This window comes from Bacillus sp. Bwzl_19 (genome assembly GCF_054900515.1).
Window position 1 is genome coordinate 3,443,775 of the sequence record NZ_CM142729.1, and the last position, 13,493, is coordinate 3,457,267.

Genomic DNA, 13,493 nt, shown 5'->3' on the forward strand with positions numbered 1-13,493 from the left:
TATAACTCCTTTTTAAAGCACATCGGCAATCTTCGACATGGTTTCAGAAAGGGCCGTCAGCTTTGTGCTTATCTCTCTGATTTGATCTTTACTTAATTTATCATAAGACGTATACGAGTGATCACCCGTTTTGTATTTCGACATCAAAACTTCAAATTCGCTGAATTCCGTATCCAGCTTTTCCGTGACGTCGGAATGGTCTTTCACAAGCGCGCTTTTCACAGTTTCATATACGGCTTTTGAGCCTTCGACATTAGCGGCCAGATCTGTTAAATCAATTCGGGAGTAACGTTCTTCTTCACCCGTGATCTTTGAGATGCCCGCTTCATTGAGAAGCTCCATGGCGCCGGCGACGATTTGTTCCGGCGTCAGTTTGAGAGAAGCGATAGAGCCGTCAAGCTCCTTCACATCCTTTAACAGGACGGCGGCCGTTTCTTTTTCGCCAGTAATCTTATTGTCCTTCCAGAGGGCTTTTTCAAGCTTGTGGAAGCCCGTCCATTTGTCGCCTTCTTCCACATCATTTTCTCTGGCATCGATTCTCGGGTCAAGCGTGCCGAGGCTTTCGGCAATCGGTTCAATTCGCTCGTAATAGACGCGCGCCTGCGGATAAAGTGATTTTGCTTTATCGATGTCCCCGGCCTTGACGGCGTCTGTAAACGCTTCAGCCGACTTTACAAGCTGATCGCTCTGTTTTTTCACATATGTTTTATAGTCATCAGCCGCTTTCTTGAGCTGGTCACTCGCCTTTTTGCTGCTTTTTTCAGCGCCCGTCAGCTCTTCCAGCGAGGCTGTCAGCGATACGGATTCCGATTTAATCTTCTCTGTATCAGGCTTATCTTTTTGTGCTTCTGTATAAATCGGCTGCAGGTGCTTTTCGATATCTGTGTATTCAAACGGATAATCGCCGCGGATTTTATTTTCAAATGAGAGCCAGTAGCTGTTCAGTTCTTTCCCTTTTTGCTGAATGCCTTTCCGGTCTTGTTTTTTAACGGATTCATTCAGTTTGGTGAGAATATCCTCCATTTTGTCAACTGATGTTTTGATTTCCTGGTTTACACTGTTTTTTTCGGCTCCTTTGTCAGACGCTGACTGCTGAGCGCCGCAGCCCGAGCACAAAGCGAGGAGCAGGCCGGCTGACAAAGCCGCTTTCTGGATAGGTTTCATTTTGCAACTTCCCTTCTATTCGATTTTATTTTTAAGATTTCCATAACGAGTGCGACGGCTAAAAATCCGATGATGACCAGCTGCGGAATTGTGCTGTAAATCGACGGATAGATGCCGAGAAATGATACCGGCGGAAGCCAGCTTTCGGCGTCAGACGGCAGAATATCCGCCAGCTGCAGGCTGTGGACGCCCGTACCGAGAAATTTCACGCACATATACAGCACGACAGCCATGGACAGCAGAAAGAACGGCTTTAACGGAATCCGCATTCCGAGCTTAATCATGAGAAAACCCGCTGCCGCAAGGATCAACAATCCCGCCGCGGTTCCTCCTATTAATTCTGTAAGCCGCAGCTTGCCGACGAGGCCGATAAAAAAGATCACTGTTTCAAGCCCTTCTCTGACGACCGCCAAAAAGGCGATCAGCGCGAAGGACAGCAGACTGCCTTTTTTAAGCGCCTGCGATTTTTGCGTATTGATTTTTTCCCGCCATTTATCCATTGAAGCGTTCCGGTGGAGCCAGACGCCGACATACAGGAGCATCACGGCAGACAGAATGCCGGTCACGCCGCCGAGCAGAAAATTGTTTTCGCCAAAAATGTTCGAGGAAAACAGCAGTGTGACGCCGACTCCCGCACCGAGAGAGACGAGCATGCCGAGTGACGCTCCGCCCCAAATCCAAGCTGATGAACGGGTGACCCGGGCTTTTTTCGTCATCGTCAAAAGCGCGCCGATCACAAGAAGCGCTTCCATTCCTTCCCTTACCGGGATAAGAGCGGCGTCCAGCCAGCTGTAGCTGCTCGACGCAATCGGCTCAAGGAGCTGAATCATTTCGTCAATATGCTTAATGGCCTGATCCGGGCGGTTTTCAGCTTCCGCCTTCATAAGCGCCAGGTTCTCTTCTGAAGTCGTGTAGGCCGCTTTTGATTGGGACACGACGTCTCCTTCGACTGCCAGCCAATTCGTGACAAGCTGATCGATTTTTGTTTGGGCTTCAGCGGTTTGGCTGCTTTTTATCAGCTGTTTCGTCTCTTTTAAGCTTTGAATATAGGCAGAGAGTGTAAGTCTTGAGCTCCCTCCGGCTGCGTCTTTTAATGTGACGGCCTGCCGGTAGGTTTCCAAGTGGGACCCAAGCTCAGAAAGCGCCGCCTGTACTTTTTTTGTATCTTTATTAATCAGAGAAAGTGAAATCATTGCGATATTGGAGTTCATTTTTGAGTAGGAAGATATATTTGCTTTTTTGATAGCAGGCTCTTCCTTTTTCCATACAGTTTTGAATTGTAAAAATGTTTTTTCGACGGATTGCAGGTTTCCGTCTCTTGCAGATTGAATCATTTGCTGATTCAGGCTGATAAGTGAATCGATGGGATCAGCGCCTTTCGCCACGGCAGAAGAACTGAAAATGACGAGCAGGCTGAATAACATGAAAGCAATCTTCCGTGCCATCATGCACCTCCTGTAGTTGAAAATGATTATCATTATATATCATAATCATAGTCCGATATCAGCCTTTGTCAATAAAAAGTTGCGCATACAGAAAAAGGGCCGTCCTCACGGGACGGCCCTTCTGACAGAAACATGTCAGCTTTTTGCTTTGGAGCGCCGAACTTCTTCAAAAAACCTGCGCGCCGCCGCCTTTGGATCTTCGGCTTGGCTGATGGCGCTGATCATGCTGACGCCGTCAGCTCCCGCTTCAATGACGGGCGCCGCATTGTCAGCTGTGATGCCGCCGATTCCTACAATCGGAATGGTGATGCCCTGACGTCGCACCTCTTCAATCAATGTAACGCCCTGCACAGCTTCAGCATCTTTTTTCGTTTCGGTCGGATAAACCGGACCCATTCCGACGTAATCGGCTCCGGCCGCTTCCGCCAGCTTCACCTCGGAGACGTTATGTGCCGATACACCGAGAATCATATCACCGATTGCCGCTCTCGTTTCTTCGGCGTCCGCGTCATCCTGGCCGATGTGCACTCCGTCGGCCTCAAGGCGCAAGGCCAATTCAACATCATCATTAATAATGAAAGGAATGCCGGCCCGCCTGCAGACATCCTGCACCTGCTTTGCAAATAAAACAAGATCCTCTCCTGTTAAAGAACCGCTCCCCTTTTCCCGAAATTGAAAGAGCGTAGCGCCGCCCTCTATGGCTTTTTTCACCACAGAAACGGGGTCTGCGCTTGTATTATTTGATCCCATGATAAAATAAACCGATAAAATATCCTTCATCATTTCCCGAGAAATACGAGTCATTTTTCTGTCACCCTTTCAATTGCAGCAAGCTCGGCCGCTTCTTGTTCCGAGATGCCCGACAGCTTGTTTAAAAGCTCAATCTGGAAGCTGCCCGGTCCCTTATGAGACGAATTCTGAGCGGCAAGCTGAGCTGCGCTTCCGTATACAGAAACGGCTGAAACGGTTGCTTGCAGAACGTCCTGCTCCGCTGCGCAGAAGGCTCCGATCACAGATGTCAGCAGACACCCCGCCCCCGTTACCTTCGTCAGCAGTTTATCGCCGTTATGTACGGCGTATATGTCGGTGCCGTCGGAGATCACGTCGGTTTTTCCGGTAATCGCAACGACCGTTTTCAGCCTGCTTGCAGCGGTCTTGGCGAGCTGAATCAGATCTCCTCCGGCTTCCCCTGCATCCACGCCTTTTATCTTCCAATCGGCGGCGCCGGCAATATTGGCGATTTCCGCGGCATTTCCGCGAATGACGGACAAGCGCACCTCCTGTATGATCTTGCGGGCTGATGCTGTCCGAAACGGTGTGGCGCCGGCGCCGACCGGATCAAAAATGACCGGAACGCCGTTTTCGTTAGCCGATTTTCCGGCTGCGGTCATCGCTTCAACCGAAGCCGCACTGAGAGTGCCTATATTCAGGACGAGCGCTCCGGCGATTTTCGCCATGTCGGCTGCTTCCTCGATTGCATATGCCATGACGGGCGATGCGCCGAGCGCGAGCAGGCCGTTAGCGGTGAAGTTCGTGACGACATTATTCGTGATACTGTGAACGAGCGGGCTTTGCTCCCGCACTTTACTCAAGTTTTGAGCTGCGGTTTGTGCGTCCATGGTTTAATCATCCTTTTTTCTCTTTTTCGGATTCCATAAATACGATTTCGTATGTTCCAGCCAGGCTCTGGCGGCAAAGGACATATAGCGGTCCTTCCGCCAAATAATGGCTAAATGCCACGGAATGACCGGATGTACGAGCGGAATGGTGCTGACTTTCTCAGGATCAAGACCGCGGCAGATTCTTTCCGGCAGCAGGCCGATGCCAAGATTGGCCGATACCATTTCACTGATAAAGTCCCACTGTGACGTTTCATAAATGACGTGCGGTCTGAATCCGGCTTTCACACATTCCGTCATAATTCGATTATGAAGGACAAAATCCTCCCTGAAAAATATGAAAGGCTCGTCTTTCAATTCGTGCAGACTGCATTCTTTCTCGTCAGCAAGCCGATGTGACGGATGGACGACGAGCATAAGGGTTTCCTTTACAATTGTAAATGTATGAAAAATCTCTTCATTCGCGGGAAGCACGACAACGCCGATATCAAGCGAGCCGTCCTCCACCCCTTGCTGCACTTTAATAGAGCCGTCTTCTACAAGCTGAAACGTCACATCGGGATATGTGACGCGGAAGTCACCGAGCACCCTCGGGAAAAAGCCGGACCCGATCATCGGCGGAAGTCCGATGCGGACATGCCCTTTCTTCACTTCCATAATATCATTCAGCTCTGACGTCAGGTTTTGGAATGACTTTGTGATTTCCTGCGCCTGCACATACATGCTCTGTCCGGCGTCCGTCAGTTCAACCTGCCGGCCATTGCGGTAAAAGAGCTTGATGCCGAGCTCCGTCTCCAGGTTTTTAATCATTTTTGAGATGGTCGGCTGCGAAACATACAGCGACTGCGAAGCCTTCGTAAAGCTTTTCAAACGGGCCACCTCTAAGAAATACGTTAAGTGCCGGATGTCCATTTCATTTCATCCTTTCTATAGACAAAAGGAATAGATATTATTCTTTATATATATTTTACCTATAGCAAAACCTTATGTACAATATAAATATAAGGGAGGCATCATGATGAAAAAATTGCTGCTTACCGTTATTCAAATCGCTCTGCTGTTTATATTTGCGCGTCTGATCAATTGGGTCACGGCGGCTCTTCATATAAATATTCCCGGCAGTATAATCGGGATTGTGATTCTTTTCACATTATTGCATTTCAAGATTATCAAGCTTGAATGGATTGAGCTTGGCGCAGCATGGCTCCTTGGCGAGCTGCTGTTGTTTTTCATCCCGTCTGCCGTCGGAGTGATTGAATACGGAGATATTATGTCTAAATTCGGCGTAAGCATTTTACTTGTCGTCGTCATCAGCACATTTGTTGTGATGGTTTCAACAGGTACGCTTACACAGCTTATAGCAAAAAGAAAGGAGAAAAAACAAACGTGTTCATCGGAATCTTAAGTTTATTCTTAACTGTTTTGGTGTATTTAGGAGCGAAAAAACTCTACATTCGATTTCCGCGGGTGTATACCTCGCCGCTTCTGGTTACGCCCGCCGTTTTGGTCGGACTGCTGCTGCTTGTCAATGTCCCGTATCAGACATACAATCTCGGCGGCGGAGTGCTGACCGATATGCTTCAGCCGGCCACAGTGGCGTTCGCGATCCCGCTTTATAAATATTTCCCGATTTTAAAGAAATACGCCGTGGAAATTATTTTGAACGTGGCGGTCGGTTCATGTATCGCCATTCTGTCAACGGCCTTTATCGCGAAATGGTTCCATCTCGGCAGCAGCTTAGTCGACAGTCTCGTACCGAGATCCGTGACGACGCCGATTGCCATGAACGTATCAGAAATGATCGGCGGCATGCCGGCCGTTACAGCGGTTTTTGTCATTTTAACGGCTTTACTGGGAACGATCATCGGGCCGATGGTCATCCGCTATTTCCGCATTGATAACGAAATTGCCCGGGGCGTGCTGCTCGGAACAAGCGCGCACGGAGCGGGAACATCTAAAGCATTTGAGCTCAGCTCCGTATCAGGAACGATCTCAAGCGTGTCCATGATTCTCGCCGCGATTATGACGCTGTGCGCGGCCCCGATTTTGCTTTCGTTTATGTCATAAAAGACTGCTCCTTACAGAGCGGTCTTTTTTTTGGCCGTAAGAATTGTTTTGTCCGTCCTTCATAAAAAGACGAAAACACGATATGATAAGACATGAAGTGAAAAGACTGAAGAACGGATGTGTCATATGAACGGCCAGCAGCGAAGCAGCATCAGAAAAGGACTTGAAGTCGATATCGTCCTGAAAGCCGACCAGCGTTCAGGGAAGCTGACGAGAGGAATCGTGAAAGATATTTTGACAAACTCAAGCTTCCACCCGCGCGGCATTAAGGTTCGCCTAGAAGACGGACGAATCGGCCGGGTGCAGCAAATTATTGAATAGAAAAAAGGCCGGGGTTCACGCCCGGCTTTTTTTTTTGTTTTCATAACTAAAATCAATAATTATTCTCCCCTTTTACAAAAAATGTACAGCTAACTATTGACTCTTACGTTGCGTAATACTTTAGAGTAGCAATTGAGGAGGTGGAAAAAGTGACGGGTATGAAAGTAAAAGAAGTAGCTGAACTGATTGGAGTAAGCATCCGTACTCTCCATCATTACGATCAAATTGGATTATTGACTCCTAAAGAAACCACTGATTCCGGTTATCGGCTTTATTCTGATGAGAATCTTGAACAGCTGCAACAGATATTATTTTTCAAGGAGCTCGATTTTTCCTTAAAAGAGATTAAAGAAATCATTAATAGTCCTTCATTTAACCGAAGGGAGGCATTACTATTACAAAAGAAAATGTTGATTGAGAAACGAAATAGAGTAGACAAGATGATTGAAACCATAGATAAATCAATCAAACATATCAAGGGAGAAATCTCCATGACAAACAAAGAGAGGTTTGAAGGTATTCACTTTAAGCATAATCTTTATGAACAAGAAGCTCGCAAACGGTGGGGCGATCAACCCGTCGATGAGGTAAATATAAGATTGAAAAATATGACTGATGACGAGCAAAAAGATTTATCTGATAAGTGGACTGCAATGTTCAATACATTTGCACTTCTTATTAATCAATCCCCGAAGTCTCCAGAAGTACAAACAGCTATCAAAGAATGGTTTGATTTTCTAAATGAGAATTTTGGTGAATATTCTTTTGATGCCTTTTATGGATTAGGTCAACTCTATATTGAAGATACACGCTTCACTAAAAACATCGATCAGTATGGTGAAGGGTTGGCGAAGCTTATGAGTGATGCCATTAAATTTTTTATAGACAGTCAAAAAAAAGGGTGATACCAATTAAAATCATTATGGAGGATACAATTAGGCAATACGAAAAGTTATTTTCAATGACTGAAAATAGAGAAGATTACTATCGATATTCAATGATGAAACCTTTTGAAGACATGTGGAAACAGATTAATGTTCCCTTAAAGGCAAAGCACCCTAACGGATATGATGTAATAGTAGCGACAAATATGATGGGCTATCTGAGCGTAACGGAAACGGAAACCGGCAGAAAAGCATTAGAGAACCTAAAAGAAATTCAAGCTCATCAGATTGCATTTGACACTTTAACTCATTGTGTTGAATTTATCGAACAAAACAACTTAAAAATAAATGCTGATGAAATAAGATTTGGGATGTATCTAGCTAATCAAAAAAAGCTTGAATTACATAAAGGATATTGTGGATTTGGAGGAATTCCAGGGTTTATTCAAATTTGTATATTTCCCAATTCATATAATATACCAAGACTGCCCGCTGTCATTGCTCATGAATTTCATCATAATATTCGTTTTTCATATTTCAATTGGGATTATGGGAACGTAACGGTCGGTGATTACTTAATTATAGAGGGGTTAGCAGAATCATTTGCCAAAGAACTTTACGGAGAAACGCTTTTAGGTCCTTGGGTTACTTCCTTTGAAAAAGAAGACCTAGAATACTCAAAAGAAATCTTCAAAGACTCATTACATATTAAAGGATTTGATGAGGTCAGCAGTTACATGTTTGGTGACACTTTTGCAGCTCAACAAGGTTATCAGCCTGTTGGCTTATCACCATTTGCAGGCTATGCGGTAGGCTACCAGGCTGTGCAATCCTTCATGAAAGCCAACAATGTGGGGATAAGAGAGGCCACCTTACTTGATACGGATGAGATACTAAGTAATAGCGGACTGTTTCTTTAATAACGTTTGGACAGTAAGAAAGTCATTATTATTTTGGCCCAATTTAAAGCGACGGAGGAGGGGTTTCTTTTCCCTCTCTCCACGCTATAAACGATAATCCTATTTTTTCCGCAAGAAAACGACCTTCAAATAGTTCCCTTCTTTAAACGCGGGTATCGTTTTAAAATCCTCCGGAAGCGTATATTCTTCCAAAATGTCGTAACTCTCGTTTGTTTCTTTAAAGGCAGCCTCTATAAAGCCTTTAAATTTCTTCATGTTGAAGGCGCTGCTGTTTGTCGATGCAACGATGATGCCGTTTTTCGCGGTGATGGCGATCGTTTCCTTCAGCAGGTTTTTATAATCTTTCGCCGCGCTGAACGTCCGTTTTTTTGTGCGGGCGAAAGAAGGCGGATCAAGGATGATGAGGTCAAATGCCAGCCCTTTTTTCTCCGCATAGCCGAAGTATTTGAATACATCCATAACCTTAATGTCATGCGCCTCATAATCAATTCCGTTGGCGCTGAACTGTTCAATCGTTTTTGCCAGGCTGCGGTTGGCGACATCGACGCTTGTCGTTTTCTCTGCTCCTCCAAGCGCCGCCGCAACGGAAAATGCTCCCGTATAAGAGAACGTATTCAGCACCCGTCTGCCGTTTGCATACTTGTCCCGAATCGCTTTGCGCACATGACGCTGGTCTAAGAAAATGCCCGTCATCGCCCCGTCGTTTAAATCCACAGCGTACTGTATCCCGTTTTCTTGAACAATGACCGGAAAATCTCCTCTTTCGCCTTTGACAAAATCGTCGTCTTCCACATATTGTCCGGCGGTATCAAACCGTTTCTTTTCGTAGATCGCCTTATAAGACAGCTCCAGCCCGTCAATCGCCTCAATCAAACTGTCCTTATATGCGTAAATGCCTTTGCTGTACCATTGAATCAGCAGATAACCGTCATAGAAGTCAATCGTGACGCCGCCGATGCCGTCGCCCTCACCGTTGAAAAGACGGAACGCCGTTGTATCAGACGCCTTAAACAGATGGGCCCTTGCTTCAGCCGCTTTTTTCAGCTTGTCCAGAAAGAAACGTCCGTCGATCCGTTCATCTCTCGCACGGGACAGCACCCAGCCGACTCCTTTATTCTGCAAACCGTAATAGCCTTTCCCGATAAATTCGCCCTTCTCGGATGTCACATCAAAAAGATCGCCCTCTGTTAAGTGAGCCGAGCTTCCGGACAGAGCGTCTTTTTCAATCAGGGGGAATCCTTTTTTCAGCTTTCCGGCAAATGTATCTTTCACTGTAAGTAGCTTCATTGTGCATTCCTCTTTCGTTTTGCTTTCTCTTATCGTACCATAAAACATGCATTGTCCCGAAAAATTCAAAACAGGGGGAAAACCATGACAGCCAAAAGAATCGACCATACAGGCATTATGGTCAAAGATATTGAAACATCCATCGCCTTTTATCAAGACGTTCTCGGTATGACGTTAAAGGACCGGATCACCCATACAAACGGCATTATTGAACTCGCCTTTCTCGGATTTCAGGAAGGGCCCGAGACAGAGATTGAATTGATCCAAGGTTACAGCAGCGAGCTTCCCGCAGAAGGAAAAGTGCATCATATCGCTTTATTAACTGAAGATATCGCAGCGGAATTCACGCATGCGAAACGTCAGGGCGCCGTATTTATTGATGAAGAAATCACGACGCTTCCCAACGGATACCGCTACTTTTACATTGAAGGACCTGACGGCGAATGGATTGAATTTTTCCAGCGTTAAAAAAACGGGCGGAAGCGCCCGTTTTTTATGTTTCTTCTGTGCCGTTTTGCGCCGCTTCCCGTTCCTCTCTCCATTTTTGAAGATCCCAAATTCTGAAAAACGGATAATAAATGATAAATGTAATCAGGAGGTTGATCAGCTGCATCACCGAACCGGAAATTTTCCCGCCTGTCGCCAGATAACCTGAAATCAGCGGCGGCATCGTCCATGGCACGGCGATTCCCGCCGGTTTTGCCACCATCCCCGTGCTCATCCCAATGTACGTCGCCGTAATGGTCAAGAGCGGCGCGATGATAAAAGGCACGATTAACAGCGGATTCATGACGAGCGGCATTCCGAAAATAATCGGTTCGTTAATGTTAAATATCGCAGGCCCGATACCGAGACGGCCGAGCTGTTTCATCTGTTTGCTTCTGGAGCGCACAAGCATGGTCAGCACAAGGGCCAGCGTCGCTCCGCTTCCGCCGACATTAATCCATATTTGAAAGAACTGTGTCGTAAAAATGCTCGGCAGCGCTTCTCCCGCTTGAAAAGCCAAACGGTTGGCGTCCATCGCCCCGTACCAGATCGGTGACATGACCCCGCCGATAATGGATGCGCCGTGTATGCCGCAGGACCAAAGCAGCATTTGCACGAATTCGGCGACGAGGCTTCCGCCGAGACTCCCGCCTAAAATAGACAGCGGGGTGCCCAGCAGGTCGCCTACGACATTGTGGAGGCTTTTAAATGGAGTCATTTCAATAAACAGACGGGCCAACCAAACAAGCGTAATAATAAAGAAACCGGGAATGAGCGCGACGAACGATTTGCTGACCGCAGGCGGCACTCCGTCAGGCATCTTAATGACGATATTTCTTTGGATGATAAATCGGTACACTTCCGTAGACAGCATTGCAATGATCATCGCGACAAACAGACCTTTGCTTCCGAGCAGCGAAATCGGGATGCCGCCTCCCACCATAATCTCTGTTGCCGAGCCGTCAGGAATAAACGGAATCTGATACGGCGTCGCCAATAAAAAGGCAGCAAGGGCAATGGCTCCCGACGACAGGGCATCCACCTCATAGCTTTCCGCAAGCCGGTAAGCTATTCCAAAGGCGGCGACGAGCGCCATAATGTCAAAGGACGCATTCACCGGATACCCGAGCTTTTCAACCCAATGTTCACCGAAAAGACCCGCCATAAAATCGGCGTAACCGGGAATCGGGAGACTCGTCAGAATCAGAAAAACCGATCCGATAATAATAAGCGGCATAGACAGAATAATGCCGTCACGCAAAGCTCTTAAGTGCCTTTGACCGGCGACTTTTCCGGCGACAGGCATGATTTTTTCTTCCATTACCCGATTGAACGTACTCATTTATCAAAAAACCCCCTTTTTGAGTTCATTGCGCAGCTATCTTAAAGCATTTTCTTCATCATATTTTGAAAGCGTTTACATTTGCATACAGAAATTTTCCTTTCCCCTTAGGAAAAAAAGAATTCCGCACTGCCGATATATAAAGAAAAAAGGGGGAACCACAATGCATCACATCCTAAAACCGATAACGGCCGCTGCCTTGTGCGTCAGCCTGTTCTCCGCCGCGGCGCCAGCGCACGCCGAGACGCATGACCGGGACGTTATCGTAGTGTACAAAAATCAAAACGGCAAGGAATCCGCCATAGACAGCGGAGCGGATGTGGAACAGACCTATCAGCATCTCCCGGCAGTCGCCGTGTCGGCCGATTCACAAACGGTGAAAGACCTGAAGCAAGATCCTGACATCTTATATGTAGAAGACAATGTATCCTTTCAGGCAGCAGGCGGCTCTGATGTACACCTGTTATCAGCGGCTCCAAGCGGCGATTTTGTGCTGCCGCAATGGGATATAGAACCGACTCAGGTCAAGCAGGCCTGGAAAGAAGGCTTGACGGGAAAAAAGGTGAAAGTGGCTGTCATTGACAGCGGGATTTATCCTCATGATGACCTTTCCATTGCGGGAGGCTATTCCGCAGTCAGCTATACATCCTCATACAAAGATGACAACGGACACGGTACACATGTCGCCGGGATCATTGCGGCCAAGCATGACGGATTCGGCATTGACGGAATCGCGCCGGATGTCCGGTTATATGCGGTTAAAGCTTTGGATCGAAAAGGTGCGGGAGATCTTAAAAGCCTTCTTAAAGCGATCGACTGGTCAATCGCCAATAAAATGGACATCATCAATATGAGCCTCGGAACAAACGCAGACAGCAAAATTCTTCACGACGCCGTCGACAAAGCATACAAAAAAGGAATCGTGATCGTAGCCGCCGCAGGAAATGACGGCAACAAAAAACCCGTCAATTATCCGGGTGCTTACAGCAGCGTAACGGCAGTCTCAGCGTCAACCAAAACAAACGGGCTTGCGGCGTTTTCCACGACCGGAAAACAAATTGAATTCGCCGCACCCGGCACCAATATAACAAGCACTTACCTGAATCAAATGTATGCAACGGCGGACGGGACATCTCAAGCCGCGCCGCACGTCACCGGCATGTTCGCGCTGCTCAAGCAGAAATATCCGGAGGAAACAAATACGCAGCTCCGACAGCAGATGCAGCAAAACGTCAAAGACCTGGGCGCTCCCGGACGTGACAGCCAATTCGGTTACGGGCTGGTGCAATATTATACGAACCAAAAGAGTTTTGCCGAACGGGCCGTCATAAAAGCGGAAAAAACGAAAAAGCAGGCAGATATCAATCAAGCAAAAACGTCGGTCAGCAAACTTCCCAAGTCAAAGGGAAAAACCGCACTTGAGACGCGAATCAATAAAGTTCAAGCCGCAAGAAATGTGACGGATGCAAGAGACAAAGTCCGGACTGCCGAAAAACAAAAGAAAAAAACCGCCGTCAATGCCGCCCAAAGCGCCATCCGCAAATTAGCGGCCGGCTCAGAGAAAAAAGGGCTGCAAAAGCGGCTTGATACTGTCAACTCAGGCCTTTTGAAAACAGCCGAAGCCAGCGTCAAGCAGGCGGAAAAAAAGACCTCTGAGGCCAACGCCGCCAAAGCCAAAAAAGCAGTCAGCGAGCTCCAGCCGGGAAAAGAAAAAACCGCCCTGGAAAAACGGCTTGAGCGGATAAAAGAGAAAATCAACCGGAAACAAGCAAGAGACAAAGTGAAAACGGCCGAAAAAACCAAAACGAAAAAGGCAAAATCAGCGGCACAAACGGCGGTCAGCCGGCTGAAGCCGTCTGCCGAAAAGACCGGTCTGCAAAAACGCGTGCGCGCGATCCGGGTAAAACATTAAAAAACGCTTATGAGCCGGATAACGGCTTCACAAGCGTTTTCATCAC

The 13,493-nt window shown here is 47.1% G+C and carries 14 protein-coding genes; 7 read left to right on the plus strand and 7 right to left on the minus strand.

Features of this window, described 5'->3' with window-relative positions:
* Positions 1-12: 12 nt before the first annotated feature.
* The 5 genes from efeO to cidR form a co-directional block, all read right to left on the minus strand.
* Positions 13-1,164, minus strand: coding sequence for an iron uptake system protein EfeO (gene efeO, locus ACW5MY_RS18285; RefSeq protein ID WP_289394023.1), 1,152 nt, complete (start codon positions 1,162-1,164; stop codon positions 13-15).
* A complete protein-coding gene (locus tag ACW5MY_RS18290) occupies positions 1,161-2,609 on the minus strand; it encodes an FTR1 family protein (RefSeq protein ID WP_289394024.1) in 1,449 nt (482 codons plus the stop codon). The genes efeO and ACW5MY_RS18290 overlap by 4 nt, the downstream gene beginning before the upstream one ends.
* A gap of 135 nt (positions 2,610-2,744) precedes the next feature.
* Positions 2,745-3,413, minus strand: a complete 669-nt coding sequence (gene thiE, locus ACW5MY_RS18295) for a thiamine phosphate synthase (RefSeq protein WP_013354044.1) — start codon at positions 3,411-3,413, stop codon at positions 2,745-2,747.
* Positions 3,410-4,228 (minus strand): hydroxyethylthiazole kinase, encoded by an 819-nt coding sequence (gene thiM, locus ACW5MY_RS18300; RefSeq protein ID WP_462061637.1) that lies wholly within the window; start codon positions 4,226-4,228, stop codon positions 3,410-3,412. The genes thiE and thiM overlap by 4 nt, the downstream gene beginning before the upstream one ends.
* A 3-nt stretch (positions 4,229-4,231) precedes the next feature.
* Positions 4,232-5,140 (minus strand): cidABC operon transcriptional activator CidR, encoded by a 909-nt coding sequence (gene cidR, locus ACW5MY_RS18305; RefSeq protein WP_013354046.1) that lies wholly within the window; start codon positions 5,138-5,140, stop codon positions 4,232-4,234.
* Positions 5,141-5,246: 106 nt separating this feature from the next.
* On the opposite strand from cidR, the gene ACW5MY_RS18310 reads away from it, so the two are divergent.
* The 5 genes from ACW5MY_RS18310 to ACW5MY_RS18330 all read left to right on the plus strand — a co-directional run bounded on the left by ACW5MY_RS18310 (position 5,247) and on the right by ACW5MY_RS18330 (position 8,420).
* A complete protein-coding gene (locus ACW5MY_RS18310) occupies positions 5,247-5,633 on the plus strand; it encodes a CidA/LrgA family holin-like protein (protein WP_007407725.1) in 387 nt (128 codons plus the stop codon).
* Complete coding sequence (locus ACW5MY_RS18315; protein WP_013354048.1) at positions 5,615-6,295, plus strand: CidB/LrgB family autolysis modulator; 681 nt, start codon at positions 5,615-5,617, stop codon at positions 6,293-6,295. Before ACW5MY_RS18310 ends, ACW5MY_RS18315 begins: the two co-directional genes overlap by 19 nt.
* Positions 6,296-6,421: 126 nt before the next feature.
* Positions 6,422-6,616, plus strand: a complete 195-nt coding sequence (locus tag ACW5MY_RS18320) for a YwbE family protein (protein ID WP_014471213.1) — start codon at positions 6,422-6,424, stop codon at positions 6,614-6,616.
* 158 nt (positions 6,617-6,774) lie between these two features.
* Positions 6,775-7,521 (plus strand): MerR family transcriptional regulator, encoded by a 747-nt coding sequence (locus ACW5MY_RS18325; protein ID WP_038463304.1) that lies wholly within the window; start codon positions 6,775-6,777, stop codon positions 7,519-7,521.
* Positions 7,522-7,538: 17 nt separating this feature from the next.
* Complete coding sequence (locus tag ACW5MY_RS18330; protein WP_013354051.1) at positions 7,539-8,420, plus strand: DUF2268 domain-containing putative Zn-dependent protease; 882 nt, start codon at positions 7,539-7,541, stop codon at positions 8,418-8,420.
* Between the two features lie 99 nt (positions 8,421-8,519).
* Here the strand turns inward: ACW5MY_RS18330 and ACW5MY_RS18335 are convergent, their stop codons facing one another.
* Positions 8,520-9,707: a class I SAM-dependent rRNA methyltransferase gene (locus ACW5MY_RS18335; RefSeq protein ID WP_014471214.1), complete on the minus strand. Its 1,188-nt coding sequence runs from the start codon at positions 9,705-9,707 to the stop codon at positions 8,520-8,522.
* Between the two features lie 84 nt (positions 9,708-9,791).
* On the opposite strand from ACW5MY_RS18335, the gene ACW5MY_RS18340 reads away from it, so the two are divergent.
* Positions 9,792-10,175, plus strand: a complete 384-nt coding sequence (locus tag ACW5MY_RS18340) for a VOC family protein (RefSeq protein WP_013354053.1) — start codon at positions 9,792-9,794, stop codon at positions 10,173-10,175.
* A 25-nt stretch (positions 10,176-10,200) separates the two neighbouring features.
* Here the strand turns inward: ACW5MY_RS18340 and celB are convergent, their stop codons facing one another.
* On the minus strand, positions 10,201-11,535 hold the full coding sequence (gene celB, locus ACW5MY_RS18345) for a PTS cellobiose transporter subunit IIC (RefSeq protein ID WP_013354054.1): 1,335 nt from the start codon (positions 11,533-11,535) through the stop codon (positions 10,201-10,203).
* 163 nt (positions 11,536-11,698) lie between these two features.
* Between celB and ACW5MY_RS18350 the strand changes: the two genes are divergently transcribed.
* Positions 11,699-13,447: a S8 family serine peptidase gene (locus ACW5MY_RS18350; RefSeq protein WP_289394025.1), complete on the plus strand. Its 1,749-nt coding sequence runs from the start codon at positions 11,699-11,701 to the stop codon at positions 13,445-13,447.
* Positions 13,448-13,493 lie beyond the last annotated feature (46 nt).

What these genes read in the sequence shown, in the direction of transcription:
- efeO (WP_289394023.1), bottom strand. Translation starts at nt 1,164, where the DNA reads ATGAAACCTATCCAGAAAGCGGCTTTGTCAGCCGGCCTGCTCCTCGCT.
- ACW5MY_RS18290 (WP_289394024.1), bottom strand. Translation starts at nt 2,609, where the DNA reads ATGGCACGGAAGATTGCTTTCATGTTATTCAGCCTGCTCGTCATTTTC.
- thiE (WP_013354044.1), bottom strand. Translation starts at nt 3,413, where the DNA reads ATGACTCGTATTTCTCGGGAAATGATGAAGGATATTTTATCGGTTTAT.
- thiM (WP_462061637.1), bottom strand. Translation starts at nt 4,228, where the DNA reads ATGGACGCACAAACCGCAGCTCAAAACTTGAGTAAAGTGCGGGAGCAA.
- cidR (WP_013354046.1), bottom strand. Translation starts at nt 5,140, where the DNA reads ATGGACATCCGGCACTTAACGTATTTCTTAGAGGTGGCCCGTTTGAAA.
- ACW5MY_RS18310 (WP_007407725.1), top strand. Translation starts at nt 5,247, where the DNA reads ATGAAAAAATTGCTGCTTACCGTTATTCAAATCGCTCTGCTGTTTATA.
- ACW5MY_RS18320 (WP_014471213.1), top strand. Translation starts at nt 6,422, where the DNA reads ATGAACGGCCAGCAGCGAAGCAGCATCAGAAAAGGACTTGAAGTCGAT.
- ACW5MY_RS18325 (WP_038463304.1), top strand. Translation starts at nt 6,775, where the DNA reads ATGAAAGTAAAAGAAGTAGCTGAACTGATTGGAGTAAGCATCCGTACT.
- ACW5MY_RS18330 (WP_013354051.1), top strand. Translation starts at nt 7,539, where the DNA reads ATGGAGGATACAATTAGGCAATACGAAAAGTTATTTTCAATGACTGAA.
- ACW5MY_RS18335 (WP_014471214.1), bottom strand. Translation starts at nt 9,707, where the DNA reads ATGAAGCTACTTACAGTGAAAGATACATTTGCCGGAAAGCTGAAAAAA.
- ACW5MY_RS18340 (WP_013354053.1), top strand. Translation starts at nt 9,792, where the DNA reads ATGACAGCCAAAAGAATCGACCATACAGGCATTATGGTCAAAGATATT.
- celB (WP_013354054.1), bottom strand. Translation starts at nt 11,535, where the DNA reads ATGAGTACGTTCAATCGGGTAATGGAAGAAAAAATCATGCCTGTCGCC.
- ACW5MY_RS18350 (WP_289394025.1), top strand. Translation starts at nt 11,699, where the DNA reads ATGCATCACATCCTAAAACCGATAACGGCCGCTGCCTTGTGCGTCAGC.